The 26,741-nt window shown below is 72.0% G+C and carries 19 protein-coding genes and 5 tRNA genes; 9 read left to right on the top strand and 15 right to left on the bottom strand.

Going from position 1 to position 26,741, the window contains the following annotated elements; genetic code table 11:
* Nucleotides 1-32: 32 nt before the first annotated feature.
* Together leuD and leuC are read right to left on the bottom strand one after the other, a co-directional pair.
* Entirely contained in the window at nucleotides 33-626 is a 594-nt protein-coding gene (gene leuD, locus ACIGW2_RS06510; protein WP_361586330.1) for a 3-isopropylmalate dehydratase small subunit, read from the bottom strand.
* A gap of 5 nt (nucleotides 627-631) precedes the next feature.
* On the bottom strand, nucleotides 632-2,056 hold the full coding sequence (gene leuC / locus ACIGW2_RS06505) for a 3-isopropylmalate dehydratase large subunit (RefSeq protein WP_391652653.1): 1,425 nt from the start codon (nucleotides 2,054-2,056) through the stop codon (nucleotides 632-634).
* A gap of 141 nt (nucleotides 2,057-2,197) precedes the next feature.
* Between leuC and ndgR the strand changes: the two genes are divergently transcribed.
* On the top strand, nucleotides 2,198-2,914 hold the full coding sequence (gene ndgR, locus ACIGW2_RS06500; RefSeq protein ID WP_128977462.1) for an IclR family transcriptional regulator NdgR: 717 nt from the start codon (nucleotides 2,198-2,200) through the stop codon (nucleotides 2,912-2,914).
* Nucleotides 2,915-3,066: 152 nt separating this feature from the next.
* Here the strand turns inward: ndgR and ACIGW2_RS06495 are convergent.
* The 9 genes from ACIGW2_RS06495 to ACIGW2_RS06455 all read right to left on the bottom strand — a co-directional run bounded on the left by ACIGW2_RS06495 (nucleotide 3,067) and on the right by ACIGW2_RS06455 (nucleotide 6,994).
* Nucleotides 3,067-3,139: transfer RNA gene (locus ACIGW2_RS06495), tRNA-Glu, on the bottom strand.
* 18 nt (nucleotides 3,140-3,157) lie between these two features.
* Nucleotides 3,158-3,229 (bottom strand) — tRNA-Gln (locus tag ACIGW2_RS06490).
* An 18-nt stretch (nucleotides 3,230-3,247) separates the two neighbouring features.
* Nucleotides 3,248-3,323 (bottom strand) — tRNA-Glu (locus tag ACIGW2_RS06485).
* Between the two features lie 61 nt (nucleotides 3,324-3,384).
* A tRNA-Glu gene (locus tag ACIGW2_RS06480) sits at nucleotides 3,385-3,457 on the bottom strand.
* Nucleotides 3,458-3,498: 41 nt separating this feature from the next.
* Nucleotides 3,499-3,570 (bottom strand) — tRNA-Gln (locus ACIGW2_RS06475).
* Between the two features lie 95 nt (nucleotides 3,571-3,665).
* On the bottom strand, nucleotides 3,666-4,388 hold the full coding sequence (locus tag ACIGW2_RS06470) for an HAD family hydrolase (RefSeq protein ID WP_399841473.1): 723 nt from the start codon (nucleotides 4,386-4,388) through the stop codon (nucleotides 3,666-3,668).
* 62 nt (nucleotides 4,389-4,450) lie between these two features.
* Nucleotides 4,451-5,926 (bottom strand): glutamate--tRNA ligase, encoded by a 1,476-nt coding sequence (gene gltX / locus ACIGW2_RS06465; RefSeq protein ID WP_399841470.1) that lies wholly within the window; start codon nucleotides 5,924-5,926, stop codon nucleotides 4,451-4,453.
* The gene (locus tag ACIGW2_RS06460; protein WP_356061820.1) at nucleotides 5,919-6,713 is read right to left on the bottom strand and encodes a fumarylacetoacetate hydrolase family protein; all 795 of its coding nucleotides are present in this window, start codon (nucleotides 6,711-6,713) and stop codon (nucleotides 5,919-5,921) included. The genes gltX and ACIGW2_RS06460 overlap by 8 nt, the downstream gene beginning before the upstream one ends.
* 80 nt (nucleotides 6,714-6,793) lie before the next feature.
* Complete coding sequence (locus tag ACIGW2_RS06455) at nucleotides 6,794-6,994, bottom strand: hypothetical protein (RefSeq protein ID WP_356061817.1); 201 nt, start codon at nucleotides 6,992-6,994, stop codon at nucleotides 6,794-6,796.
* 583 nt (nucleotides 6,995-7,577) lie between these two features.
* On the opposite strand from ACIGW2_RS06455, the gene ACIGW2_RS06450 reads away from it, so the two are divergent.
* The 8 genes from ACIGW2_RS06450 to ACIGW2_RS06415 all read left to right on the top strand — a co-directional run bounded on the left by ACIGW2_RS06450 (nucleotide 7,578) and on the right by ACIGW2_RS06415 (nucleotide 18,146).
* Nucleotides 7,578-11,318 (top strand): nitrate- and nitrite sensing domain-containing protein, encoded by a 3,741-nt coding sequence (locus tag ACIGW2_RS06450; protein WP_399841467.1) that lies wholly within the window; start codon nucleotides 7,578-7,580, stop codon nucleotides 11,316-11,318.
* 9 nt (nucleotides 11,319-11,327) lie between these two features.
* On the top strand, nucleotides 11,328-11,741 hold the full coding sequence (locus ACIGW2_RS06445) for a roadblock/LC7 domain-containing protein (RefSeq protein ID WP_128978732.1): 414 nt from the start codon (nucleotides 11,328-11,330) through the stop codon (nucleotides 11,739-11,741).
* Between the two features lie 192 nt (nucleotides 11,742-11,933).
* Nucleotides 11,934-12,341, top strand: a complete 408-nt coding sequence (locus ACIGW2_RS06440) for a DUF742 domain-containing protein (protein WP_265864666.1) — start codon at nucleotides 11,934-11,936, stop codon at nucleotides 12,339-12,341.
* Entirely contained in the window at nucleotides 12,322-12,909 is a 588-nt protein-coding gene (locus tag ACIGW2_RS06435; protein WP_361586345.1) for an ATP/GTP-binding protein, read from the top strand. Before ACIGW2_RS06440 ends, ACIGW2_RS06435 begins: the two co-directional genes overlap by 20 nt.
* A gap of 363 nt (nucleotides 12,910-13,272) precedes the next feature.
* A complete protein-coding gene (locus ACIGW2_RS06430; RefSeq protein WP_399841464.1) occupies nucleotides 13,273-16,512 on the top strand; it encodes a nitrate- and nitrite sensing domain-containing protein in 3,240 nt (1,079 codons plus the stop codon).
* 10 nt (nucleotides 16,513-16,522) lie between these two features.
* On the top strand, nucleotides 16,523-16,936 hold the full coding sequence (locus ACIGW2_RS06425) for a roadblock/LC7 domain-containing protein (RefSeq protein ID WP_128978734.1): 414 nt from the start codon (nucleotides 16,523-16,525) through the stop codon (nucleotides 16,934-16,936).
* Between the two features lie 93 nt (nucleotides 16,937-17,029).
* A complete protein-coding gene (locus ACIGW2_RS06420; RefSeq protein ID WP_361586351.1) occupies nucleotides 17,030-17,584 on the top strand; it encodes a DUF742 domain-containing protein in 555 nt (184 codons plus the stop codon).
* Nucleotides 17,565-18,146, top strand: coding sequence for an ATP/GTP-binding protein (locus tag ACIGW2_RS06415; RefSeq protein WP_046905430.1), 582 nt, complete (start codon nucleotides 17,565-17,567; stop codon nucleotides 18,144-18,146). The genes ACIGW2_RS06420 and ACIGW2_RS06415 overlap by 20 nt, the downstream gene beginning before the upstream one ends.
* A gap of 153 nt (nucleotides 18,147-18,299) precedes the next feature.
* Here ACIGW2_RS06415 and ACIGW2_RS06410 read toward each other — a convergent pair whose 3' ends face one another.
* The 4 genes from ACIGW2_RS06410 to ACIGW2_RS06395 form a co-directional block, all read right to left on the bottom strand.
* Nucleotides 18,300-18,503: an acyl-CoA carboxylase subunit epsilon gene (locus tag ACIGW2_RS06410; protein ID WP_391652647.1), complete on the bottom strand. Its 204-nt coding sequence runs from the start codon at nucleotides 18,501-18,503 to the stop codon at nucleotides 18,300-18,302.
* Between the two features lie 58 nt (nucleotides 18,504-18,561).
* Nucleotides 18,562-20,145 (bottom strand): acyl-CoA carboxylase subunit beta, encoded by a 1,584-nt coding sequence (locus tag ACIGW2_RS06405; protein WP_356061799.1) that lies wholly within the window; start codon nucleotides 20,143-20,145, stop codon nucleotides 18,562-18,564.
* Nucleotides 20,146-20,346: 201 nt separating this feature from the next.
* On the bottom strand, nucleotides 20,347-22,704 hold the full coding sequence (locus ACIGW2_RS06400) for a polysaccharide lyase 8 family protein (RefSeq protein WP_399841710.1): 2,358 nt from the start codon (nucleotides 22,702-22,704) through the stop codon (nucleotides 20,347-20,349).
* 106 nt (nucleotides 22,705-22,810) lie between these two features.
* Complete coding sequence (locus ACIGW2_RS06395) at nucleotides 22,811-26,701, bottom strand: endo-alpha-N-acetylgalactosaminidase family protein (RefSeq protein WP_399841459.1); 3,891 nt, start codon at nucleotides 26,699-26,701, stop codon at nucleotides 22,811-22,813.
* Between the last annotated feature and the right edge of the window lie 40 nt (nucleotides 26,702-26,741).

Here is a 26,741-nt window from a genome sequence, read left to right as displayed (position 1 = left end):
CGGTGGGGGGCGCAGTACTGGAAAAGCGCTGCTCAGACGGCAATTGTACGGGGCTTGAAGGACGGCCTGGCCGCCTCGTAGGCCGCGATGTCCGCTTCGTTCTGAAGGGTGAGGCTGATGTCGTCCAGACCGTTGAGCAGACGCCAGCGGGCGTTCTCGTCGAGCTCGAAGTCGGCGTCGATCCCGGGCGCGAGGACTTTGCGGGCCTCCAGGTCGACGGTCACCTCGACGGTCGGGTCGGCCTCGGTCAGCTCCCACAGCGCGTCCACGGTCGCCTGCGGCAGGACCACGGTCAGCAGGCCGTTCTTCAGCGAGTTGCCGCGGAAGATGTCGGCGAAGCGGGAGGAGATCACGGCCTTGAAGCCGTAGTTCTGCAGCGCCCAGACGGCGTGCTCGCGGGAGGAGCCGGTGCCGAAGTCGGGGCCGGCCACCAGGACCGTGGCGCCCTGCCGCTCGGGGCGGTTGAGCACGAACTGCTCGTCCTTGCGCCAGGCCTCGAAGAGGCCGTCCTCGAAGCCGTCGCGGGTGACCTTCTTGAGCCAGTGCGCGGGGATGATCTGGTCGGTGTCGACGTTGCTGCGGCGCAGCGGGACGGCCCGGCCGGTGTGCGTGGTGAAGGCTTCCATGGTTCTCAGACCCCCGCGGTGGTGGCGACGTCGGACAGATCGGCCGGGGAGGCCAGGTGGCCGAGGACGGCGGTGGCGGCGGCGACCTGGGGGGAGACCAGGTGGGTGCGGCCGCCCTTGCCCTGCCGGCCCTCGAAGTTGCGGTTGGAGGTGGACGCGGAGCGCTCACCGGGAGCCAGTTGGTCGGGGTTCATGCCCAGGCACATGGAGCAGCCCGCGTGCCGCCATTCGGCGCCGGCCTCCTTGAAGACCTTGTCCAGGCCCTCCTCGACCGCCTGCAGGGCGACCCGGACCGAGCCGGGGACGACCAGCATGCGGACGCCCTCGGCGACCTTGCGGCCCTCCAGGAGGGCGGCCGCGTTGCGCAGGTCCTCGATCCGGCCGTTGGTGCAGGAGCCCACGAAGACGGTGTCGACCTTGATGTCGCGCAGCGGCTGGCCGGCGGTCAACCCCATGTACTCCAGGGCCTTTTCGGCCGCCAGGCGCTCCGAGGCGTCCTCGTACGAAGCCGGGTCGGGGACGTTCGCCGAAAGCGGCGCGCCCTGGCCGGGGTTGGTGCCCCAGGTGACGAACGGGGCCAGCTCGGCGGCGTCGATGACGACCTCGGCGTCGAAGACGGCGTCCTCGTCGGTCCTCAGGGTCTTCCAGTACGCCACGGCGGCGTCCCAGTCCTCGCCTTCGGGGGCGTGGGCGCGGCCCTTCAGATAGGCGAAGGTGGTCTCGTCGGGGGCGATCATGCCCGCGCGGGCGCCGGCCTCGATCGACATGTTGCAGATGGTCATCCGGGCCTCCATCGAGAGCTTCTCGATGGCCTCGCCGCGGTACTCCAGGACGTAGCCCTGGCCGCCGCCGGTGCCGATCTTCGCGATGATCGCCAGGATCAGGTCCTTGGCGGTCACGTCGGCGGGCAGCTCGCCGTCGACCGTGATGGCCATGGTCTTCGGGCGGGCCATGGGCAGCGTCTGGGTGGCCAGCACGTGCTCGACCTGGCTGGTGCCGATGCCGAAGGCCAGCGCGCCGAAGGCGCCGTGCGTGGAGGTGTGCGAGTCGCCGCAGACCACGGTGGTGCCCGGCTGGGTCAGTCCCAGCTGCGGTCCCACCACGTGGACGACGCCCTGCTCGACGTCGCCGAGCGGGTGCAGCCGGACGCCGAACTCGGCGCAGTTCTTCCGCAGGGTCTCCAGCTGGGCGCGGGAGACCGGGTCGGCGATCGGCTTGTCGATGTCGAGGGTGGGGGTGTTGTGATCCTCGGTGGCGATGGTGAGGTCGAGCCGCCGCACCTGCCGGCCGTTCTGACGCAGCCCGTCGAAGGCCTGGGGGCTGGTCACCTCGTGCAGCAGGTGCAGATCGATGAAGAGGAGGTCGGGCTCGCCTTCGGCGCGCCGGACGACGTGGTCGTCCCAGACCTTCTCCGCGAGTGTCCTACCCATCGCTTTCCCTCCGGCCGGCGGCTGCGCCGGCACCACTAGAGACCCGTTTCGCGGACCGCCCGGCGGCCCGCACCACCAGAGTGACGGGTTCCTCGGAAAATTGAACTTGCGTTTCACAGAGTGAGACGCGAGTATCGTTGCATGGACAACTCTAGCGGCGTAGGCGTTCTCGACAAGGCAGCCCTTGTCCTGAGCGCCCTGGAGTCCGGTCCGGCCACCCTCGCAGGACTGGTCGCGGCGACGGGACTCGCACGACCCACGGCCCACCGACTGGCCGTGGCCCTTGAACACCACCGGATGGTCGCCCGCGACATGCAGGGCCGCTTCATCCTCGGACCGCGGCTCGCGGAGCTCGCCGCCGCGGCCGGCGAGGACCGCCTTCTCGCGACGGCCGGACCGGTGCTGACCCACCTGCGCGACGTGACGGGCGAGAGTGCCCAGCTCTACCGGCGCCAGGGCGACATGCGCATCTGCGTGGCGGCGGCCGAGCGCCTGTCCGGACTCCGGGACACCGTCCCGGTCGGTTCGACGCTCACCATGAAGGCCGGTTCCTCCGCGCAGATCCTGATGGCCTGGGAGGAGCCCGAGCGGCTGCACCGCGGCCTGCAGGGCGCCCGCTTCACGGCGACCGCCCTGTCGGGCGTACGGCGCCGCGGCTGGGCCCAGTCGATCGGCGAGCGGGAGCCGGGCGTCGCGTCCGTCTCCGCGCCCGTGCGCGGCCCCAGCAACCGCGTGGTGGCCGCCGTGTCGGTCTCGGGCCCGATCGAGCGCCTGACCCGCCACCCGGGCCGCATGCACGCCCAGGCGGTCATCGACGCCGCCGCGCGACTCACCGAGGCGCTGCGCCGCAACGGCTGATCCGCCGTTCCCCTGTTGATCTGTACGTGTCCGGCCCACCGCTCCAACGCCGCAGCGGTGGGCCGGAGTTGTGTGCCGGATCACATCGTGATCATGGTCGGCCGGAAACAGCGAAGAAGCCCTCCCCCGAAGGGAAGGGCTTCCTCTGTGCGTACCCCCGACCGGATTCGAACCGGCGCTACCGCCTTGAGAGGGCGGCGTGCTAGGCCGCTACACAACGGGGGCAAGATCTCAAGAGATCCGCTGGCCTACCTGGACTCGAACCAAGACTAACTGAACCAGAATCAGTCGTGCTGCCAATTACACCATAGGCCACTGGTGGTTTAGACCAGTTGGTACCCCCGACCGGATTCGAACCGGCGCTACCGCCTTGAGAGGGCGGCGTGCTAGGCCGCTACACAACGGGGGCCCTAGCGATCCTGCATCAGCATCACCGGGAGCTACCCAAGTGATCCTGCGGGAAGGATCTGTACCCCCGACCGGATTCGAACCGGCGCTACCGCCTTGAGAGGGCGGCGTGCTAGGCCGCTACACAACGGGGGCTTTGTGGATGCCAATCCACGGTTGCAGATGAGCTCTGCGAGCTGGCCTACCTGGACTCGAACCAAGACTAACTGAACCAGAATCAGTCGTGCTGCCAATTACACCATAGGCCACCGGAACGCGATCTCTTCGAGAAGGGATCTTGCTCGGCTTGCGCTTCCGGGGTTTTCCGGCCTTTCGGCCCGTTCCCCTCGGCGCAGGAAGAACATTACCCGAAGGTGGACGGTGCTCCAAAACGCGTATCCGCACGCAGCACCCCGGGCAGCTGGTGGAGGCCCGTGATCCGGGTCAGACCGGGCCGGTCGCCGGTGTCCGCGCGGTCCAGCCAGATGCCCACGAGCCCCGCCTCCGTGGCCCCGCGGGCGTCGATGTCGGGCTGGTCCCCGACGTACGCCACCTCCCCCGGCGGCAGCCCCAGAGCCGCGCAGGCGGCGTGGAAGGCCTCGGGCGCGGGCTTGGCCACGCCGAGCTCGGCGGCGCAGACCACGGCCTCGAACCGGTCGCGCACCCCGAGGGCCCGCAGCTTGGGCTCCTGGGCGTGGACGCTGGAGTTCGACAGGACGGCGTGCCGGTGGCTGCGCGCCAGCAGGTCCAGGACCGGCAGGGCGTCGGGGAAGAGCCGCCAGGCGGCCTCGTAGTGCGCCGCGTACCGGTCGAACCAGGCGTCGGCCTCCCCCGCGCCCATCCCGGGCCGCTCCAGGAAGTCCCGCACCCGGTCCCGCCGCTGCTCCCGCCAGTCGCCGCCGCCGGCCTCGTAGCGCCGCCAGTGCAGCTCCGTGAGCTCCTTCCAGCGCCCCAGGGCCCGCTCCACCGATCCGTACCGCCCGAGCAGCCCCTCGGCGGCGAGATGGGCGCTCATGCCGGCGCGGTCGGCGCCCGCGTAGTCGAAGATCGTGTCGTCGATGTCCCACAGGACGGCGCGCAGCGGCATGAAAACGACGGTACCCCCGTCCCGGGGCGGGACGGGGGTACTCCGGACGGGTCCGGGACAGGTCAGCCGGCAAACTTCGCCAGGGCCGCGTCGATGCGGGCCAGGGTCTTCTCCCGGCCCAGGATCTGGAGCGACTCGAAGAGCGGCAGGCCGACCGTGCGGCCGGTGACGGCGACGCGGACCGGGGCCTGGGCCTTGCCGAGCTTGAGGCCGTGGGCCTCGCCGGCGGCGAGGACGGCGTTCTTGAGCGACTCGGGGTCGTTCCAGTCGGCCTGGCCGAGGCGCTCGCGGGCGGTGATCAGGAGGGCGTCCGAGCCCTCCTTCATCGCCTTGGTCCAGCTGGCCTCGTCCTGGACCGGCTCCTTCAGGAAGAGGAAGTCGACGTTGGCCGTGATGTCCGACAGGACGGTCAGGCGGGTCTGGGCGTACGGCGCGATGGCCTCCCAGGCGGCCCGGTCGAAGTCCTCGGGGGCCCAGTTGGCGTGCGGGGCCTCCAGCCAGGGCTCGCAGGCCGCGGCGAAGTCCTTCACGTCGAGCATGCGGATGTGGTCCGCGTTGATCGACTCGGCCTTCTTGAGGTCGAAGCGGGCCGGGTTGGCGTTGACGTCCGCGATGTCGAACTTCTCGACCATCTCGGGGATGGTGAAGAGGTCCCGGTCGGCGGAGAAGGACCAGCCGAGGAGCGACAGGTAGTTCAGCAGGCCCTCGGGGAGGAAGCCGCGCTCCCGGTAGAGGTTGAGGGAGGCCTGCGGGTCGCGCTTGGAGAGCTTCTTGTTGCCCTCGCCCATGACGTACGGCAGGTGGCCGAACTGCGGGATCTCCTTGGCGACGCCCAGCTCGATCAGGGCCTTGTAGAGCGCGATCTGGCGCGGGGTGGAGGAGAGCAGGTCCTCGCCGCGCAGGACGTGGGTGATCTCCATCAGGGCGTCGTCGACCGGGTTGACCAGGGTGTACAGCGGGGCGCCGTTGGCGCGCACGATGCCGTAGTCCGGGACGTTCTCCGGGGTGAAGGTGAGCTCGCCGCGGACGAGGTCGGTGAAGGTGATCGTCTCGTCCGGCATCCGGAAGCGGACGATGGCCTCGCGGCCCTCGGCCTTGTAGGCCTCGACCTGCTCGGCGGTCAGCTCGCGGCAGTGGCCGTCGTAGCCGGAGGGCCGGCCGGCGGCGCGAGCGGCCTCGCGGCGGTCGTCCAGCTCGGTCTGGGTGCAGTAGCAGTGGTACGCGTGGCCGCCGGCGAGCAGCTTCTCGGCGACGTCCTTGTAGATGTCCATCCGCTGCGACTGGCGGTACGGCGCGTGCGGGCCGCCGACCTCGGGGCCCTCGTCCCAGTCGAGGCCGAGCCACTTCAGCGAGTCGAGGAGCTGCTGGTACGACTCCTCGGAGTCGCGGGCCGCGTCGGTGTCCTCGATGCGGAAGACCATGGTGCCCTGGTTGTGCCGGGCGAAGGCCCAGTTGAAGAGGGCGGTGCGGACCAGGCCCACATGGGGGTTGCCGGTCGGGGAGGGACAGAAACGGACGCGGATGTTCGCGTTAGCCACGCTTGATCACCCTGTTGGTGAGAGTGCCGATGCCTTCGATGGTGACGGCGACCTCGTCGCCGACGTTGAGGGGGCCGACCCCGGCGGGGGTGCCGGTGAGGATGACGTCGCCCGGGAGCAGCGTCATGGCCTCGGAGATGTGGACGACCAGGTCCTCGATGGAGCGGATCATGTCGCTCGTACGACCCAGCTGACGCTGTTCGCCGTTGACCGTCGCCTGGACGGTGAGGTCGTTCGCGTCGGCGGTGCTCAGGCCGGTCTCGATCCAGGGGCCCAGCGGGCAGGAGGTGTCGAAGCCCTTGGCGCGGGCCCACTGGGACTCGCGCTTCTGGACGTCGCGCGCGGTGACGTCGTTGGCACAGGTGTAGCCGAGGACGACGTCCTGGACGCGCTCGCGGGGCACCTCGCGGCACATGCGGCCGATGACCACGGCCAGTTCGGCCTCGTGGTGCAGCTCGCGGGAGAAGGAGGGGTACTCGATGGCGTCGCCGGGGCCGATGACCGAGGTGGTGGGCTTGAAGAAGGCCACCGGGACCTCGGGGACCTCGTTGCCGAGCTCACGCGCGTGCTCCGCGTAGTTGCGGCCGATGGCCACGACCTTGTTGGGGAGCACGGGCGGGAGGAGCCGGACCTTGCTCAGCGGGACCTTGGTGCCGCTGAGCTCGAAGTCGGTGTACGGGATGCCCTTGATGATGTCGAGGACCAGGCCGCCGGACTCGACGGTCCCCTCGCCCTCGACCGCTCCGAAGGCGACGTTGCCGTCGATGGAGAATCTGGCGATGCGCACGAGTGCTGCCGCCCCTCACTTGCTACTGGCTGGAGTCTGACCCCGTCAGGCTATCTCGGCCAGGAGCGGTGACCGCCTGACTACTCGGCGGAGAGGTAGGCGGGGACGTGCGGCTCGGGGGCCTTCATCAGGACCGTGCGGCGCGGGTTGGCCGTGGTGCCGGGGAGCTCGGCGGCGTACTCGGGCTGGGCGCCCCGGCCGAGCTCCGCCGCGTCCTCGAGGTGGGCGAGGGTGGAGCGGCGGGGGTTGGCCGTCGTGCGGAGTACGGGCGTCGTGTTCATCGCGGTGTCGGACCCTTGTCGTCTGCGTGGGGCGCGCGCGGGCGCGCGCGGTGGGGGTTGCCCATTCTGTAAAGCGTCAGGCTAAACATGCAATTCCCTTCGAATGCATGGCGGATTCAACGAACTACGTGTGAGTTTGCTCACCACCGCGGGAACAAACCGGGCATTACGCACCGCCATCCGGGCTAACCGAAACGGACATTCCTCCACTGAACGCTCCATTCCGCTGCTGATCATCGCGACTGGGACACCCGCGCCACCTTGGCGCTTCGCCGGGTAACGCCCGATTCGCCCGTGATCATCTTCTACATGGGGTGACATGGCGTGCACGCGTTGTCATGCCGGTCGCGGCACGCTCCACGGCCCTTGTTGGAGATCCGGCACTGTGCTGGAATTCCACGCACCGCCGCGGGTTTCAGGCCGGCGCGCAGGGGGCGCAACGCAGCGTCCGGCCGAGTGGCGGGGAAGGGGGATCTGCGCCGGTCACCGACGACCACCACTGGGGCGCGCCTGCGCCCCACGACGCCGACACCGTCCTCTCCGTTCACCCGGAAGGACGCCTGGTCCAGAGGTTGCGACGCTAGTGCAGGGACGTTTCAAGAGGGATGGCACGGGCTCTTCCCAGGCCCGCAAGGGCCGAGGAGAAGCCTCGGCGGAGCAGGAGCCGCGTGCCGGGACCCAGCACGGCTCTCCGGCGGCCCCGCACTCCCCGAACCAGAACCAGGGCAAGGCCCAGGGCAAGAGCCCCAAGGGCGACTCCGGCGACAAGACGGCGCGCGGCACGGCCGCGGACGCCGTGGCGGAGAGCGCACCGCTCCCCCGGCTCGCCGGCGACACCCAGGTCGGCCCGCGAATAGCCCTGCGCAACTGGCGCATCTCGACGCGTCTGGTCGCCCTGCTGACCCTCCCCGTGGTCGCGGCCACCAGCCTCGGCGGCATCCGCATCAACGAGTCCCTGCAGGACATGGAGCAGCTGGACCAGATGCAGCTGCTCACCAAGCTGACCAAGGAAGCCACCAACTTCGCCGAGAAGCTCCAGGCGGAGCGTGACCTCTCCGCCGGTCCGCTGGCGAACGGGCGGTCGAGCGGCGACTACCAGGTCTCCAACCCGCGCAAGGAGACCGACCGCGCGCACAAGGCCTTCCTGGAGGCCACCAACGACATTCCGACGACCGACGACGACGAGTCGCTGCGCAGCATCCGGCAGAACGTCAGCCAGATCGCCTCGCAGGTCAGCCAGCTCGGCTCGATCCGCGCGACCGCGTACGAGGACAAGGTCGCCCACTCGGTGACCGTCGAGGCCTACAGCCGGCTCATCCGCTCGCTGCTCAGCCTGTCGCAGGACATGGCGCAGGCGACCAGCAACCCGGACATGATCAAGCGGACCCGCGCGCTCGCCGCGTTCTCGTCCGCCAAGGAGTACGCCTCCATCCAGCAGGCGATCATCGCCTCCGCGCTGCCGCCCAACGACAGCCGGCCCGCCAAGATCGAGCTGGGTGACCGCCTCTACGGCGACGCCGCGCTCACCAGTGAGGGCGTCGAGCTCAAGTCCTTCAAGTCGATCTACGAGTCGACCGGCGGCGACGCCGAGGAGCTCACCGCCTCCCTGGAGAGCGGCAACCCCTCGATCGAGGCCGCCGACAACTACGCGCGGCGCATGCTGAAGTCGGACCGCGGCCTGCCGGACGTCAAGCGCGGTCACCTGAACTTCACCGACGAGTACGGCACCAAGATGCGTGCCATGAAGACCATCGAGGCCACGCTGCTGGGCGAGATGGAGACCAAGGCGCGCGAGCTGCGCCAGGAGTCGCAGCGCGACGCCATCATCAACGGTGCGCTGATCCTCCTCGTCCTCGGCGTCTCGCTGGTCGGTGCCTTCGTGGTGGCCCGGTCCATGATCCGCTCGCTGCGCCGGCTCCAGGACACCGCGACCAAGGTCGCCCAGGAACGCCTGCCCGAGCTGGTCAAGCAGCTCTCCGAGTCCGACCCGCAGGACGTCGACACCTCCGTCGAGTCCGTCGGTGTGCACTCCCGGGACGAGATCGGCCAGGTGGCCGCGGCCTTCGACGACGTGCACCGCGAGGCGGTCCGCCTCGCCGCCGAGCAGGCCCTCCTCCGAGGCAACGTCAACGCGATGTTCACCAACCTCTCGCGGCGTTCCCAGGGCCTCATCCAGCGCCAGCTCTCGCTCATCTCCGAGCTGGAGTCCCGCGAGGCCGACCCGGACCAGCTGTCCTCGCTGTTCAAGCTCGACCACCTCGCGACCCGCATGCGCCGTAACGGCGAGAACCTCCTCGTCCTCGCGGGCGAGGAGCCGGGCCGCCGCTGGACCCGCCCGGTCCCGCTGGTCGACGTGCTCCGCGCCGCCGCCTCCGAGGTGGAGCAGTACGAGCGCATCGAACTGGCCGCGGTCCCGGCGACCGAGGTCGCCGGCCGGGTCGTCAACGACCTCGTGCACCTCCTCGCCGAGCTGCTGGAGAACGCCACCTCCTTCTCCTCGCCGCAGACCAAGGTCCGGGTCACCGGTCACGCCCTGCCCGACGGCCGGGTGCTCGTCGAGATCCACGACACCGGCATCGGCCTCTCCCCCGAGGACCTGGCCGCGATCAACGAGCGGCTCGCCTCGCCGCCCACCGTGGACGTCTCGGTCTCCCGCCGCATGGGTCTGTTCGTGGTCGGCCGCCTGTCCCTGCGGCACGGCATCCGGATCCAGCTGCGTCCGTCCGACTCCGGCGGCACCACCGCGCTCGTCATGCTCCCGGTCGACGTCGCCCACGGCGGCAAGAAGCCCGCGCCGAAGCCCGGCGCCGGCGGCCAGGGCGCGATGCCGCAGGGCGGCCAGGGCGCCCCGGGCGGCCGGCTGACCGCCGGTCCCGGCGCAGTCGGCGGCGGACGTCCGGGCGGTGCCCCGGGCGCGCCCGGCGGCCGGCTCGGTGCCGGTGCGGCCCGCGGCGCGCTGCCCGCGCGCGACGGTGCCGGCCAGGGCCAGAACGGCCCGAGCGGCCAGAACTTCTTCCAGGAGCGCTCGCAGGTGCCGGCCTCCGCGCAGGCCCAGGCGCCCGCGCAGGACCAGGGTCCGCAGACCCAGCCGATGCCGCCCGTTCCGCAGGACGACCGGCGCCCGGCGCCCGGCGGCTTCGTCGGCGGCGCGCAGAGCGCGATCCCGTCCCGTACGGACGTGTGGGGCGGCCAGGGCGCGCCGCAGGGCCAGCCCGCGCGCGGTCCGCAGGCGCCCCAGGCCCCGCAGGCTCCGCAGCAGCAGGCCCCCCAGCAGCCCCGTCCGGTCGAGGGCGGCTTCCCGCGGGCCGAGCTGCCCGGCGGCACCCCGCAGCCGCAGCACCCGGCCCGGCCGCAGGCGGCCAGCTGGGGCAACGACCAGGCGCAGCCGGTCCGCCGGCCGCAGCAGGACATGACGCCGCTGGACGCGCCGCGCGGCCACGAGGAGCCGTTCGACGGTCCGGGCTCCACCGGCCAGTTCGCGCGCCCCGACTTCGGCGTCCCGCAGCAGCAGGCCCCGCAGCACCAGGCGCCCCAGCAGCAGGCCCCGCAGGGTTACGGCCAGGACTTCGGCGTCCCGCAGCAGCCGGCGCCCCAGGCCCCGCTGCAGCAGAGCCCGCAGCAGCAGTCGTACGGCCACCAGCCGTTCGTACCGCAGGCGCAGGCTCCGCAGCACCAGGCGCCCCAGCCGCAGGCCCCGCGTCCGCGCGCCGAGGAGCCGCGGCAGCCGCAGCTCCAGCAGCCGCGTCAGCCGGAGGCGCTGCCGCCGGCCCAGCAGGGCGACGGGCGCACCCCGCTGTACGACACCCTGGAGACCAACTGGTTCCGCCAGGAGCAGGGTCAGGGCGGCCAGCCCCAGGGTCAGCCGCAGGGCCGGCCCGCGCAGCAGGCTCCGGCGCAGGGCCAGTTCGAGGCCCGGCGTCCGGCCCCGGCGGCCCCGGCCGCGCCCGCCCAGGGCGTGCCGGACGTCGAGCGGACGATGCAGACCCCGGTGGTCCAGCAGTCCGAGGCGGGCCGGCCGGGCGGCCAGGCCGCCTGGCGGACCTCGCCCAACGACGAGCTGGTGCGCCAGGCCGAGCGGGTGCGCAAGCCCGCGGCCGGCGGGGTCACCACCTCCGGGCTCCCGCGGCGCGTGCCGCGGGCCAACCTCGTGCCCGGGACCGCCCAGGAGCAGGCCACCACGGCCGGCCCCCAGGTGTCCCGCGCACCCGACGACGTCCGCGGCCGGCTCACCAATCTGCGCCGCGGTATCCAGCAGGGCCGTCAGGCGGGCAACTCGACCACGGGTTCCTTCCCCCTCGGCCCGACCCACCAGCAGGAGCGTTAGTTGAGCGCGATGAGCCAGGCGGCGCAGAATCTGAACTGGTTGATCACCAACTTCGTGGACAACACCCCCGGGGTGTCCCACACGGTGGTGGTCTCCGCCGACGGACTGCTCCTTGCCATGTCCGAAGGGTTCCCCCGCGACCGCGCCGACCAGCTGGCGGCGGTCGCGTCCGGACTGACCTCGCTGACCGCGGGGGCGTCCCGGATCTTCGAGGGCGGACCCGTGGCGCAGACCGTGGTGGAGATGGAGCGCGGCTTCCTCTTCATCATGTCGATCTCGGACGGGTCCTCGATGGCCGTACTCGCCCACCCGGAGTGCGACATCGGTCTCGTGGGCTACGAGATGGCGCTGCTCGTCGACCGAGCGGGCAGCGTGCTCACCCCCGACCTGCGGGCCGAGCTCCAGGGCAGTCTGCTCCGCTAGCCGGAGCGTCCGCCCGCCGAGCCCGGACCGCTCGAATCCGTACCCGCACCCGATCCGTACCCGAAACCGAGACGCCCGGGCGGTGCGCCCCTCCGCACCGCCCCGGACCCGTTCACCGTCCGGCCGCCCCACCCGGCCCCCCACCGGCCCCATCAGACGGCAGAAGGTTCTGCTGTCACGCCCGGAGGATTCATGACCCCGCCCCCCGCCTCTCACGATCCGTACGGCACATCGATAGACGAGCCGTACGGAGCTGAAGGCGACCAGCCGCTGGTCCGGCCCTACGCCATGACCGGCGGCCGGACCCGGCCGCGCTACCAGCTCGCCATCGAGGCGCTGGTCAGCACCACGGCCGACCCGGCGCATCTGGCCACCCTGCTTCCGGAGCACCAGCGGATCTGCCACCTCTGCCGTGAGGTCAAGTCGGTGGCCGAGGTGTCGGCGCTCCTGTCGATGCCGCTCGGCGTCGCCCGCATCCTCGTCGCCGACCTGGCCGAGGCGGGCATGGTGGCCATCCACCAGCCGGGCAACGGAGAGGCCGGCGGCACGCCGGACGTGACACTGCTCGAAAGGGTGCTCAGTGGACTTCGCAAGCTCTAGCGGCCAGGCCCCCGCGGCCCGTTCGACCACCAGCGCGAAGATCGTGGTGGCCGGCGGCTTCGGCGTGGGCAAGACCACGTTCGTGGGCGCCGTCTCCGAGATCAACCCGCTGCGGACCGAGGCGGTCATGACGTCCGCCTCCGCGGGCATCGACGACCTGACGCACACCGGTGGCAAGACGACCACCACGGTGGCCATGGACTTCGGCCGCATCACCCTGGATCAGGACCTGATCCTGTACCTGTTCGGCACGCCGGGCCAGGACCGCTTCTGGTTCATGTGGGACGACCTCGTGCGGGGCGCGATCGGCGCCGTGGTGCTCGTGGACACCCGGCGGCTCGCCGACTGCTTCCCGGCGGTGGACTACTTCGAGAACTCGGGCCTCCCCTTCGTCATCGCGCTCAACGGCTTCGACGGGCAGCAGCCGTACACGCCGGACGAGGTGCGCGAGGCGCTGCAGATCGGGCCGGACGCTCCCATCATCACCACCGACGCCCGGCACCGCGCGGACGCCAAGAGCGCGCTCATCACCCTCGTCGAGCACGCCCTCATGGCGCGGCTGAAGTAGTACACCTCAAGTAGAAGTCGATATACGTCAGTTGTCGTAGAGATTTTGGGGGCGGTCTGTGTCGTTCGACACGACCGCCCTTGACGGTTCCGCCGGTTCATAACGTTTCGACAGAGAATTGCGGCGCCTCGGACACCCGACGCATCCGGCCGATGCCGCTGCGCTCACATGAGCCCCGCCATTTGGCGGGGCTCGCTCTTTATGCCCGTTTTATCTCCAGGGCGGGCAAGGAAAACCGGCTGCTTCGCACTGTTTGGAAGGGACCCCCTTCACGTGCTGCAATTCATGAACTCCCGAGTAGTACGGCCCTGAACGAAACACCCGGCACAACACAGGTGCCGGCGCCGAGAGGTTGTTGGTCGAGTGAGGCGAAGCAAGGAAAGCTCCGCGGAGCAGCAGGCGCGGGGCAACTTCACGCCGCCGTCGCGCGCGGCGATGCCGCCCGCGGACGAGCCCGCGGCGTCGCCGGCCCCGAGCCGCACGGGCAGCACGAGCAAGCTGTCCCCGCGCAACTGGCGGGTGCCCACCAGGCTGAACGCGATCCTCCTCATACCCGTGCTCGTCGGCCTGGTCATGGGCGGCTTCCAGGTGAAGGCCGCCATCGACACCTGGCAGGAGGCACAGGACGCCGAGAAGACGGCGCTCATCGTGCGCGCCGCCTCGGACTACGGCCAGGCCCTCCTCAACGAGCGCGACCTGACCGCCGCCACGCTGCTCAAGGCCGGGGACCGGGAGAGCGCCGAGGTCACCCAGGCCTACGCCGCCACCGACGAGGCCAAGGCGAAGTTCGACGAGGCCGTGAAGGACATGCCGGGCGGCCAGGGCCTGGAGCGCCGCCTGGGCCTGTTCCGCAACGCCGAGCCGAAGCTCCAGGAGCTCCGCAAGATCGCCTACACGCAGGCCCTGGACCCGGTGAACACCGAGACCGGTTACACCGAGGTCCAGCACTACCTGATGGAGTTCTCCAACGAGCTCGGCCTGGGCACCGGCAACATCACCAGCTACGGCCGGACCGTCTACGCGATCCAGCTCGCCAAGGCCGCCGAGTCGCTCCAGCGCTCCATCGGCACCCACCTGCTCGTCCGGCCCAGCGCCAAGGACGCCGTCTTCGCCCAGCAGTCGGTCGCCTTCAACTCGTACAACTACCTGGAGCAGATCGCCCTCGGCGAGTACCAGTCCGGTGGTACCGAGGAGGACGTGAACCGCCTCAAGGAGGTCATGGCGGCCAAGTCCGCCGAGGGCTCCAAGAAGATGGCGGCCCTGGGCATCGAGCTGCCCAAGGGCGGCGGCAAGGACCCCTCCGTCTACGCGGGCGTGGCCCAGGCCATCGGCGGCGCCAAGGACGCCGACGCCATCGCGGACCTGAAGAAGCAGCAGATCACCCCCGACACCTGGATGGCCGTCGCCACCGCCAAGTTCGACGGCTACACCGAGGTCGAGAAGGAGCTCGTCGACAAGGCCGTGACCGAGGCCGCCGACATCTCCGCGGACGCCCAGACCGACGCCTACGTCACCGGTGGCATCACCGTCGTCGCGCTGCTCGCCGCCTTCGTCCTGGCCGGCCTCATGGCCCGCCAGATGAGCCGCTCGATGCGCGAGCTGCGCACCGCCGCCTTCGGCATCGCCGAGCAGCGCCTGCCGATGCTCGTCGACCAGCTCTCCCGGACCGAGCCCGGCCGGGTCGACACCCGCGTGCAGCCCATCCCGATCGACTCCACGGACGAGATCGGCGAGGTCGCCCGCGCCTTCGACCAGGTGCACCGCGAGGCCGTCCGGCTCGCCGCCGAGCAGGCCCTGCTCCGCGGCAACATCAACGCGATCTTCACCAACCTGTCGCAGCGCAACCAGTCGCTGATCGAGGGCCAGCTGACCCTGATCACCGACCTGGAGAACAACGAGGCCGACCCGGACCAGCTGGAGAACCTCTTCAAGCTGGACCACCTGGCCACCCGCATGCGCCGCAACGGCGAGAACCTCCTGGTCCTCGCCGGCCAGGAGCCCGGCCGCCGCTGGGACCAGCCGGTCCCGCTGGTCGACGTCATGCGCGCCGCCGCCTCCGAGGTGGAGCAGTACGAGCGCATCGACATCGCCGGCGTCCCCGACGCCGAGATCCACGGCCAGGCCGTGACCGACCTCGTGCACCTGCTCGCCGAGCTCCTGGAGAACGCCACCACGTTCTCCTCCCCGCAGACCAAGGTCCGGGTCACCGCGACCCGGCTGCCCGACGGCCGCGTGATGGTCGAGATCCACGACAAGGGCATCGGCCTCACCGCCGAGGACTTCGCGGACATCAACCACAAGCTGGCCAACCCGCCGACCGTGGACGCCGCCGTCTCGCAGCGCATGGGCCTCTTCGTGGTCGGCCGGCTGTCCGACCGGCACGGCATCCGGGTCCAGCTGCGCCCCTCGGGCGAGCAGGCCGGCACCACCTCGCTGGTCATGCTGCCGGACGCGATCACGCACGGCGGTGGCGGCGAGAACGCCCCGGTGCAGGACGACTTCACCGTCTCCCAGATCATCCCGCAGCAGGCCCAGAGCGCCTTCGAGCCGCAGGCCCAGCCGATGCGCACCGCGGCCGAGCTCGGCTTCGACGACTCGCGCTACGAGCAGCAGGACGGCGAGCGCCAGCTCGACCCGGTCAACCGCTCGCTGATGCGCGAGGAGCGCCGGGCGGCCCTGGAGGCCCAGGTGCACGGCGGCGAGCGCCAGCCGTTCCACGACGGGACCGAGTCCGCCGCGCACGAGCAGCAGGCCTTCGTACCGCAGCAGCACGAGCAGGACTACGCATCGGCCTACCCCGGTGAGTACCCGCAGGAGTACCAGCAGGACTACGCGCAGCCGGCGTCGCAGCAGCAGCCGCAGGGCCAAGAGGCCTTCGGCTATGCCGAGCAGGGCTACGAGGGCTACCAGCAGCCCGTCGACGGCTACCCGGCGCAGGGCTATGCGGAAGCCGGCTACGAGCAGGCCGCGGCCGCCCCGCAGGGCTACGACAACGGCTACGGCACCCAGGCCCACCAGGACGACTGGCCGCAGCAGCAGGGCTACGAGCAGGGCTACGCACAGCAGTTCGGAACGGAATCGGAATCTGCCGTCCGCGCTCCCGAACAGGACCGCGACCGCGTAGGCTTCGACCGTCCGGCGAGCGCCCCCGCTCCCACCCCGGACGCCGGCCACGCGCTGACCGACGCCGGTCTGCCGCGCCGCGGCGGCAGCGCCCCGCAGGCGCCGCAGCCGCAGGCGGGACAGTCCGAGCAGCCGGCCCAGCCGGCGCGGCCGAACAGCACGGCACCCATGGACGCCGACGGCTCCGACGCCTGGCGCTCGACCAACGACGAGCGCTGGCAGCGGGCCGAGAAGCTCCGCGACCCGAAGGCGGGCGGGGTCACCTCCTCCGGCCTTCCCCGACGGGTCCCGAAGGCCAACCTGGTCGAGGGAGCCGCGGAGCACACCCCGCAGGGCGGCCCACAGGTCTCCCGCGCACCCGAGGACGTCCGGGGCAGGTTGAGCAACCTGCGCCGGGGCATCCAGCAGGGACGCAGCGCGGGTACGGACACGAACGGATCGGGCCTCGGCCCGGGCAACACCTACAACCAGGAGCGTTAGTGTGAGCGCGATGAGCCAGGCGGCGCAGAATCTGAACTGGTTGATCACCAACTTCGTGGACAACACCCCCGGGGTGTCCCACACGGTGGTGGTCTCCGCCGACGGCCTCCTGCTGGCGATGTCCGAGGGTTTCCCCCGCGACCGCGCCGACCAGCTTGCGGCGGTCGCGTCCGGACTGACCTCGCTGACCGCGGGCGCGTCCCGGATCTTCGAGGGCGGTGCGGTCAACCAGACCGTCGTGGAGATGGAGCGCGGCTTCCTCTTCATCATGTCGATCTCGGACGGCTCCTCGCTGGCCGTGCTCGCCCACCCCGAGTCCGACATCGGTCTGGTGGGCTACGAGATGGCGCTCCTGGTCGACCGGGCGGGCAGCGTCCTGACCCCCGACCTGCGGGCGGAGCTTCAGGGAAGTCTTCTCAACTAACAGACAGACAGTGCGTTTCTCGCCACCGCACCGTAGGGTGCGGTGGCGCGGTTCCAAGGGACATGGCACCGCGAGGCAGTCGGAGGAGGAGACGTGGGCACACCCCCGGGCGCAAGCCCCTACAACGGTTTTGACGCGCACCAGTCGCCGCTGGGCGATCCCGCGCAGAACCGCTACAACTTTCCCTCCGCGCCGAGCAGACCGGGCATGACGCAGCCCTACCAGCAGCCGCAGGCCCAGCCCGCGCCCGCCGGCGCCCCGGGTGCGCCCGCCGCGCCGGCCGGCCGGTCAGGTGCCTCGGGCGGGAACAACCCGCTCGTCCGCCCGTACGCGATGACCGGCGGCCGGACCCGGCCGCGATACCAGCTCGCCATCGAGGCGCTGGTCAGTACCACGGCCGATCCCGCCCGGCTGCAGGGGCAGTTGCCCGAGCACCAGCGGATCTGCCGGCTGTGCTTCGAGATCAAGTCGGTCGCCGAGATCTCGGCACTGCTCTCCATCCCCCTCGGCGTTGCCCGGATTCTCGTCGCCGACCTGGCCGAGGCCGGACTTGTCGCCATCCACCAGCCCGGCGGCGACGAGGCCGCCGGCGGTCAGCCAGACGTGACACTGCTCGAAAGGGTGCTCAGTGGACTTCGCAAGCTCTAACGGCGGCGCGGCCCGTTCAACCACCAGCGCGAAGATCGTGGTGGCGGGCGGCTTCGGCGTGGGCAAGACCACGTTCGTCGGCGCGGTCTCGGAGATCAACCCGCTGCGAACCGAGGCCGTGATGACGTCCGCTTCCGCGGGCATCGACGATCTCACCCACACGGGCGACAAGACGACGACGACTGTCGCCATGGACTTCGGCCGCATCACCCTGGACCAGGACCTGATCCTGTACCTGTTCGGTACGCCGGGCCAGGACCGCTTCTGGTTCATGTGGGACGACCTGGTCCGCGGTGCGATCGGCGCCGTGGTGCTCGTGGACACCCGGAGGCTCGCCGACTGCTTCCCGGCGGTCGACTACTTCGAGAACTCGGGCCTGCCCTTCGTCATCGCCCTCAACGGCTTCGACGGCCACCAGCCGTACAACCCGGAGGAGGTCCGCGAGGCCCTCCAGATCGGCCCGGACACGCCGATCATCACCACCGACGCCCGCCACCGCGCGGACGCCAAGAGCGCGCTCATCACGCTCGTCGAGCACGCGCTGATGGCGCGCCTGCGGTAGTCCCGACGGGCTCACCGTACGAAGGAAGGCCCCCGCACCGGTTTCCCGGTGCGGGGGCCTTCGTCATGTCTCGCCATGTCTGCGCGTACGGCCGTGGGACGGCGAAGGGCCCCGCACCGATGGGTGCGGGGCCCTTCGGGGGTACCCGGGGCGTCAGCGCCAGCTGTGCGGGGCGCGGAAGCCGCTCTCGCGCTCCAGGCGCCGCCAGCCGGCGGTGCGGGGGCGGTGGTGGGCGGCCGGCTCGTCGGGGGTGGCCGCGGCGCGGGCGAGGAGCACCGCGGTGATGGCGGCGAGCTCCTCGGGGTCGGCGTGGCCCTTCTCGACCCGGAGCAGGTTGGCTGTGGCGGGCGTGGTCACTTCGTTCGGCTCCTCTTGCTGGGTGCTGAGGCTTCGTGGGGGCGGGGAGGCCCGGGGCTCACTGCGGCGGGTTGCCGTGCTTGCGGGACGGCAGGTCCGCGTGCTTGGTGCGGAGCATCGCGAGGGCCCGGGCGAGCACCTCGCGGGTCTCGGCGGGGTCGATGACGTCGTCGACCAGGCCGCGCTCCGCCGCGTAGTACGGGTGCATCAGCTCGGCCTTGTACTCCTTGACCATGCGGGCGCGCATCGCCTCGGGGTCCTCGGCCTCGGCGATCTGCTTGCGGAAGATCACGTTCGCGGCGCCCTCGGCGCCCATGACCGCGATCTCGTTGGTGGGCCAGGCGTACGTCAGGTCGGCGCCGATGGACTGGGAGTCCATCACGATGTACGCGCCGCCGTAGGCCTTGCGCAGGATCAGCGAGATCCGGGGCACGGTCGCGTTGCAGTAGGCGTAGAGCAGCTTGGCGCCGTGCCGGATGATTCCACCGTGCTCCTGGTCGACGCCGGGCAGGAAGCCGGGGACGTCCAGAAGGGTGACGATCGGGATGTTGAAGGCGTCGCACATCTGGACGAAGCGCGCGGCCTTCTCGGAGGCCTCGATGTCGAGGACGCCGGCCAGGGTCTGGGGCTGGTTGGCGACGATGCCGACGACCTGGCCGTCGATCCGGGCCAGGGCGCAGATGATGTTGCGCGCCCAGCGCTCGTGGACCTCCAGGTAGTCGCCCTCGTCGACGAGCTCCTCGATGACCTTGTGCATGTCGTACGGGCGGTTGCCGTCGGCCGGAACCAGGTCGAGCAGCACGTCGGAGCGGCGGTCGGCGGGGTCCTCGGAGGCCACGGCCGGCGGGTTCTCGCGGTTGTTCTGCGGCAGCATCGACAGGAGGTAGCGCACCTCGGCGATGCAGGTCTCCTCGTCGTCGTACGCGAAGTGCGCGACGCCCGAGGTCTCGGCGTGCACGTCGGCGCCGCCCAGACCGTTCTGGGTGATCTCCTCGCCGGTGACGGCCTTGACGACGTCGGGGCCGGTGATGAACATCTGCGAGGTCTCGCGGACCATGAAGACGAAGTCGGTGAGGGCGGGGCTGTAGGCGGCGCCGCCGGCACACGGGCCGAGCATCACGCTGATCTGCGGGATGACGCCGGACGCCTTGGTGTTGCGCTGGAAGATGCCGCCGTAGCCGGCGAGGGCGGAGACGCCCTCCTGGATGCGGGCGCCGGCGCCGTCGTTGAGGGAGACCAGCGGGGCACCGGCCGCGATGGCCATGTCCATGATCTTGTGGATCTTGGTGGCGTGGGCCTCGCCGAGGGCGCCGCCGAAGATCCGGAAGTCGTGCGCGTAGACGAAGACCGTGCGGCCCTCGACCGTGCCCCAGCCGGTGATGACACCGTCGGTGTACGGCTTCTTCGCCTCCAGGCCGAAGCCGCTGGCGCGGTGCCGGCGGAGCTGCTCGACCTCCTGGAAGGACCCCGGGTCCAGGAGCAGCTCGATCCGCTCGCGCGCGGTGAGCTTGCCCTTCGCGTGCTGCGCCTCGGTCGCACGGTCACTCGGGCCGCGCCGCGCCTGCTCGCGCAGTTCGTGCAGCTCGGCCACACGGCCACGGGCGTCGGCGGGCTCGCTCGGGATCTGGTCCACAACGGTCATGTACCGACCCTACGAACTCACCCGGGGAAACCCCGCCGTCCACTCCGTACAGTCTCGCGTGTCGAATCCTGGTGGGGCGTGACAGAACCGCTGCCCCACCAGGCCGAGTCCACAGCCAGCAGGCCCGGATGATTGTAGGGTTTCCACATAGACGCCTGCCGGTCTCCGCGCGTCCGCCCCTCCGGGCCCGCTGGACGGCCCCTACACGAGCACCTCGCAGCCGTGGGTGGCGCCGGCCGTGCCCGGGGTGATCCGCAGGCGCAGCCCGGCCGCCCCGGCGGCCAGCACCTCGACCGTGTCGTCGCGGGCGGTCACCGCCCGGACCGGGCGGTCCCAGCGCAGCTCGTAGGGCTGTCCCGAGCGCACCGGCTCGGCGGTGCGCACCGTCACGCCGGTCCGCGTCCGGCGGAGCAGCACGCTCGCGGGGGCAGTGACGGCGATCCGCTCCACCGTACCGGCCCGCCAGAAGTTGGCGGCGGTCAGTCCGAGGGACGGGACCGCGACGGCCTGGAGCTCGGCGCGGTTGGCGAGGACCCGCAGCCAGCCGGGGTCGGCGGCGCGGGCGGCCAGGGTGCGCGGGTCGGCCCCGGGCATCAGGAGGTAGACGTACGAGGCGTCCACCGGGTCGGTGCCGTGGTCGAACCAGAGGGTCTGGTAGCGGCGGGTGCGGCGCTCGGTGGAGCTGGTGGTGTTGATGTCGCTCCAGGCGCCGGTGCGGTCCTCGCGCAGGGTGCGCAGGTTCCGCGTGCCGGCCGGGAAGACCCAGCCGCCGTGGCCTTCGAGGTGGGCCCAGCCCGGACCGGTGGTGAGGGCGGCGGAGCCTCCCCCGGACTCCGTCCGGGAGGTGCCCCCATCGCCGAGGTTGCGGTTGTCGACGACCGTCTCGACCGGCACGCCGTCGCGCGCGGTGATCCCGGCGCCCAGGCAGATCACGGCGTCGGCGGCGCAGAACCAGGACTTGCGGGCCTCCAGGGTGGAGCCGAGGCCCTTGAGGTGCTGCCCGACGGCGGCGAACTCGCCGTCGGTGGTGCCGCCGACCCACGTCACGGCGGGCCGGGGCGCGCCCCACTCGCCGCCGGCGCGGTCGGCGAGGCGCTTGGTGGAGACGGTGGTGCCGGGCAGCCGGTAGGGGTCGACGGTGGGCCAGAACCAGTCGGTGTACTGGCCGCCCTGACCGGCCGTCCACCAGGACAGCATGCCGCTGCCGGTGTGCCAGCCGCGCGGGTTCTCGCCGTTGCCGCACTCGTAGTGGCTGATCCGCTCGGAGGCCATGGCGATGTTGGCGGCCCAGCCGGGGCGCCGGTGCACGGCCCGGTCCATGGCGGCGAAGAGGCGGTGGCCGGTGGGTTCGGGGGCGGCGGGCACGGGGCCGTCGGCGATGGCGTGGAGCCGGGCGAGGTCGGCGACCCCGAACTGGCGGGCCCGGAGGACCGGGGAGACGGTGTCGCGCTCGATCCAGCCCTTCACCCGGGCGTGCCAGCGCTCGCGTTCGGCGGGGCTCGCGCCGCCGGCGAGCAGGGCGATGGCGGCGATGACGCCCTGGCCGTGGAAGTGGTCGGAGCGCATGATCCGGCGCTCGTCGTTCCTCAGGTATCCGCGACTGATGGCGCGCCCGTTGACGCTGTCCATCATCAGGCCGTCGTAGAGGAGGGGCGCGTAGGCGTGCTCGACGCTGTCGAGGACGATCTGCCGGGCGGGGTCGGTGACCTCCCAGCGGGACCCGGCGAGCAGGGTGAAGAGCCGGCCGAGGCCGTCGAGCATGACCTGTCCGTAGGTGCCGGAGTAGGCGACCCAGGTGTGCTGGACGAAGGAGCCGTCGGCGTAGAGGCCGTCGCCCTTGGTGACGTACGGGAAGACGGGCGAGAGCGCGTCGCGGGCGAGGGCGATCTTGGCCGGGTCGGCGCCGAGGACCCCCCTCAGGGCGACGGAGCGGCACAGGTCGACCCGGTTGGCGCCGGTGGAGGTGCCGGTGTAGGAGCCGAGCGCGGAGTCGGGGACGAAGTGGTCGACGGCGGCGCAGGCGGCGGCGATCCGCTCGGCGCCGAGGAGGGGGTGGAGGGCGGCGACGATGTCCATGAGGAGGCGCGGGGAGCCGATCTGCCACTCCCACCAGTTGCCGTAGCGGGCGGTGCCCGCGCGGTAGACCCGGGCGGAGAGGTGGTCGAGGCCGCGCAGCACGTCGGCGAGCAGGCCGGGGTCGCCGGTGGAGCCGGTGCCCTCCTGGAGGTAGGCCTGGGTCATGGTCCACAGCCGGCCGTAGCTCTGGGTGATGCCGGACGGCGGGTCGAAGGGGACGCCGGGCCACAGGGTGGTGTCGGTGGGGGCCATGGCGGCGCGGAAGCCGCGGGCCAGGGTGCCGGTCTCGGCGAGCCGGGAGGCGTAGGGCTCGGCCCCGGCGTCGTAGCCGGAGCCGAGCTGGAGGTCGAGCCAGCGCAGCCGCAGCGCCTCGAACTCGTCCGCGTTCCCGGCGGCGTGCGCGGCCGGGGACGGGGACAGGGCGAGGGCCGCGGCGGCGCCGGCGGTGGTGCTCAGAAAGGTGCGGCGGGACCAGAGGGGCAGGGACACGGGAGCCTCCCGGGGGAAGTGGTGGAGACCGGTCGGCGCCCGGTGTAACACCCCCGTTCCGACGCAATCAATGAGCACCGCAAGCGCTTTCTCCCGGCGCTCAGGCCGCGCAGTGGAAGCGCGCCTCGCCCCAGTCCGCGTGGTCGTTGCCGTTCCCGTCGCCGCCGTCGCCGACCACGAGGTCCACGTACGAGGCGCCGGTGACGTCGGCGGTGAGGCTCCAGGCGCTGTCGGCGGCCCGGAGCACCGGCGAGGCCGCCTTCTCGGTGCCGTCGGCGAGGACGGCGAACCGCACGCTGCCGCGGCTGGTCTGCACGTCGTCCACGCCGACCTGGGCGGTGAAGGAGGTGCAGTGGCCGCCCAGGTAGTAGCGCACCCGGGCCGGGGCGTGGGTGCCGAGCCCCTTGGCGTAGGTCACCCCGCCGATCCGCAGCGGCCCGCCGTCCCCGCTGCCGGTCTCGCCGTTGGAGCCGTCCTTCTCGACCGGGCCCCAGCCGTTGGACGCCGTGGTCCAGTCGAGGTCGCTGGCCCAGACGTCCGCGGTGGGCGGCGGGGGCAGGGTGCGGACGGTGGTGGCCGCGCTCAGGGTGCGGGGCGTGCCGTCCGTCTCGTACGCCAGGGTGGCGCCGAGCTCGTACGGGCGGTAGGCGGCGTCGGCGGGCGGGGTGACCCGCCAGGTGGCGGTGGCGGTGCCGCCGGCGGCGACCGGGTCGAGGGTGACGGGCCCGGCGGGTTCGGCGGTCCAGCCGGCGGGCAGGGCGAGGCTCGCGCGGGCGCCGGAGACGGTGCCGGTCTCGTCGTTGGCGTAGTCGACGGTGACGGTGTTGGCCCGGCCGGGCTCCAGGGCCTCGGGCGCGGTCACGGCGAGGGTGCCGCAGGCGGCGCGTTCGGGGGCCGGGCCGAGGTCGGTGACGGTGAAGCGGTCGAGGACGAAGTCGGCGCCGTCGGGGGCGTCGGCGCGCTTGCGCAGGCCGGTCCAGGTGTCGCCGCAGCCGGCGGTGACGGTCTCGGTGAAGTGCCCGGTGGTCCGCTGCTGTCCGATCGGGGTGCGGCGGGTCTCGACGGCGCCGCCCCGGGGGCCGCTCGTGCGGTCGTAGCCGGTGACCCACTCGTAGGCGCCGGCGTGGCTGGACTGGTGGTCGAAGGAGACGCGGTAGCGGTGCCCGTCCTTCATCGGCACGGTCCAGGGCGCGGTGCGGTAGACCAGTCCGCTGTTCTCGTCGTGGGACTTGAGGGACTCGGCGCCGTCCAGGACGTCGTCGATCGCCTTTCCGTTCCAGCCCGCCTGGGTGTAGGGGGCGTGCAGCTGGGCGATGTGGGTGCGCGGGTCGGTGGTGCCGCCGGCGTCGCCCTTGAGGAAGGGGCCCCAGCCCTGGTCGACGGCCTCGAAGTCCTCGTACACCAGGGCGCCCGGCTTGCCCGCGGGGTCGTTGGCGACGATCCGGACGTCGTCGACCCGGACGGTGGCGGAGCTGCCCGCGGCGGCCTCGACGCGGAGCGTGGTGGTGCCGCCGGGGGGCGCGGTGAAGGTGACCTTGGCGCGCTGGAAGCGGGTGCCGTTCCAGTCGGAGGCGGCGACCCGGTTCTCCACTGCGGAGCGCTCGACGGTGACGGAGCGGCCGCCGGCGGAGAGGGTGGTGGGGCGGGTGGCGCCGGGCTCGACCTCGACGAGGGCGGAGGCGGTGTAGCGGGCGCCGGGCTTCAGGCCGGTGATCCGCTGGCGCACGGAGGCGGTGGCGGGGCCGGTGAGCCGGGCGCTGTTGCGGCCCTGGGCGTCGGTGTCGCGGGCGACGGTGCCGGTGGTGGTCCAGGCGGCGAGGGCGGCGTCGTTGAAGCCGGGGTCCTTGACGGGGGTGCCCTGGCCCCAGCGCGGGTCCGGCGCTTCGGGTGCCCGGTCCGGGTAGAGGACGTAGGGCCGGCCGGCGGTGGCGTCGAGGGTGATCCGGCCGTCGGCAGGGGTCACGGTGCCGGTCCTGCGGCGGCCGTTGTCGGTGAGCTCGTAGACGGTGTACGGGCCGGTGCCGGGCACGGCCCAACTCGTGCGGCCGCCCGCCTTGTTGTAGTGGTAGAGCTTGGTGCCGCCGCGGCCGTCGGCCCAGGGCAGCAGATAGGCGTCGCCGTCGAGGACCTTGCGGCCGTGCTCGTAGAAGGTGCGGCGGCCGTTCTCCAGGGTGCCGCGGACGCCTCCGGTGAAGGTGATGTCGTTGCCGTCCCAGCGGGTGATCCGCTGGTGCTGGAGGTATTTGGCGGGCAGGTTGCGCTGCCAGACGTTGGCGGTGAAGGCGGTGAAGTCGGTCTCGCCGGTCCAGCCCTCGAAGTCGACGAGCGCGGTGTGGCCGAGGACCGGGTGGTCGTTCCAGACGTCCTTCTCGCCGTTGCGGATGAACCGCACGATCTGCGAGTTGAGGCCCTTGTTGGTGGCACCGCCGTAGTCGAGGTCGTTGGCCCAGTGGGACCAGAGGGAGGCCCGCTCGAACTTCTCGGACCACTCGGTGGCGAGGTTCCAGCCCTGGGCCCGGACGGCCTGCGCGGTCTTGTCGGCGATCCAGCCGTGCGTGTAGTAGACGTCGATGTAGAGCGTCGACAGGTTGGGGTCGGTCTCGTCGCGCAGCTGCTTGAGGCGGCGGGCGAGGTCGCCGCTGTTCACGTCCCGGCGCTGGTCGATGTAGTAGCTCTGGTTGAGCCAGTTCCAGCCGGGCTTCGTCTTGTCGACCAGGGTCTCGCTGAAGTTCCTGGCCTCCGGGTAGGCCTCGGTGGCGTTGATGTGGACGCCGAAGCCGGCGCCCCACTTCCGGCCCTCGTGGAGCAGGGTGTTGAGGTCGGCGAGGCCGCCGGCCCGCTTGTTGTGGTTGCCGCCGTAGTCGGGGTGCGCGGAGTCGTGGCCCTCGGAGCCGTATCCCTTGAGCAGTGCGAACTGGCCGAGTCCGTCGGTGGCCAGGGAGATCCGCTTGACGTCGTCGAGGGTGCGCAGGAAGGGGTGGGTGGCCTGGGAGGCGAAGTTGAAGGGGATGTGGGCGACCACCCGGTCGGGGGTCTCCTCGCTGCCGGGGGCCCGGACCCCGATGGTGCGGAAGGCGAGGGCGCCGTCCTGCCAGTCGACGGTGCCGTCGGCGTTGGCGTCGGGCGTGACGACGACCTGGGCGCGCGGCAGGTTCGGGCCGCTCTCCGGGGCGGGGGCGCCGGCGCCGCGGTAGGTCCACTGGCCGGACCAGACGCCGACCCGGGTCTCGGTGGCTCCGGTGTCGGTGGTGCGGGTGCGGGCCTGGTGCCAGAAGCGGGCGCCGTCCCGGGCGGAGGGCCCGGCGGGCCGGTCGTAGGAGGAGTTCGACTCGACGGCGGCGGCGAGCCGGCCGGTGTGCACGATCGCGTAGCTGGCGCCGGTGGCGGCGGCCTCGGCCGGGGTCGCGCCGGTGATCTTCGTGAAGACGTCGGCGGTGCGGGTGGAGTCGGGGTCGAGCCGGGTGAAGGCGGTGCCGGCGCCGGGGTCGGCGGAGCCGACCGAGACCAGGTCGTGGCCGGGGATGTCGAGGGTGCCGACCCGGAAGGCCTCGGTGTCGCGGACGGCGGTGACCTCGAAGGTGGTGGCCCTGCCGCGGACGCTCAGCCGGGCGTCGATCTCGACGCCGGGCAGGTCGGGGAAGGCGAGGGTGTACGCGGCGGAGTCGGCGGTCACCACGGGGGCGGCGGTGGTGCGGACCGGGTGTCCGGTGCCGTTGAGGACGACCTGGGTGACGGGTGCGGTGGAGCCGAGCAACCGGGCGCCGGTGCCGCGGTCGGTGTACGACAGGACGCGGGGGAAGTCCCCGGCGACGGCGACGGCCAGCTCGGCCGAGCCGATGACGGCCTCGGCGGCGGCCGCTGAGGAGGGGCCCGGCGACTGGGCGCGGGCCGGGCCCGCGAGGCCCAGCACGGCGATGGTGGCGGTGGCGGCGGCCAGCGCACGCGCGGTGCGCGGCCGCCGCGCGGCGGAACGGGGGTAGGGGTGCGACATGCGCACCAGTTGGCCTGGGTGACGGAGCACCGTCAACGAG

This window comes from Streptomyces sp. NPDC053541, from assembly GCF_044544705.1.
Classification (GTDB): Bacteria; Actinomycetota; Actinomycetes; order Streptomycetales; family Streptomycetaceae; genus Streptomyces.
The sequence above is the reverse complement of the archived record's forward strand: the minus strand, read 5'-3'. Positions and strand labels throughout refer to the sequence as shown.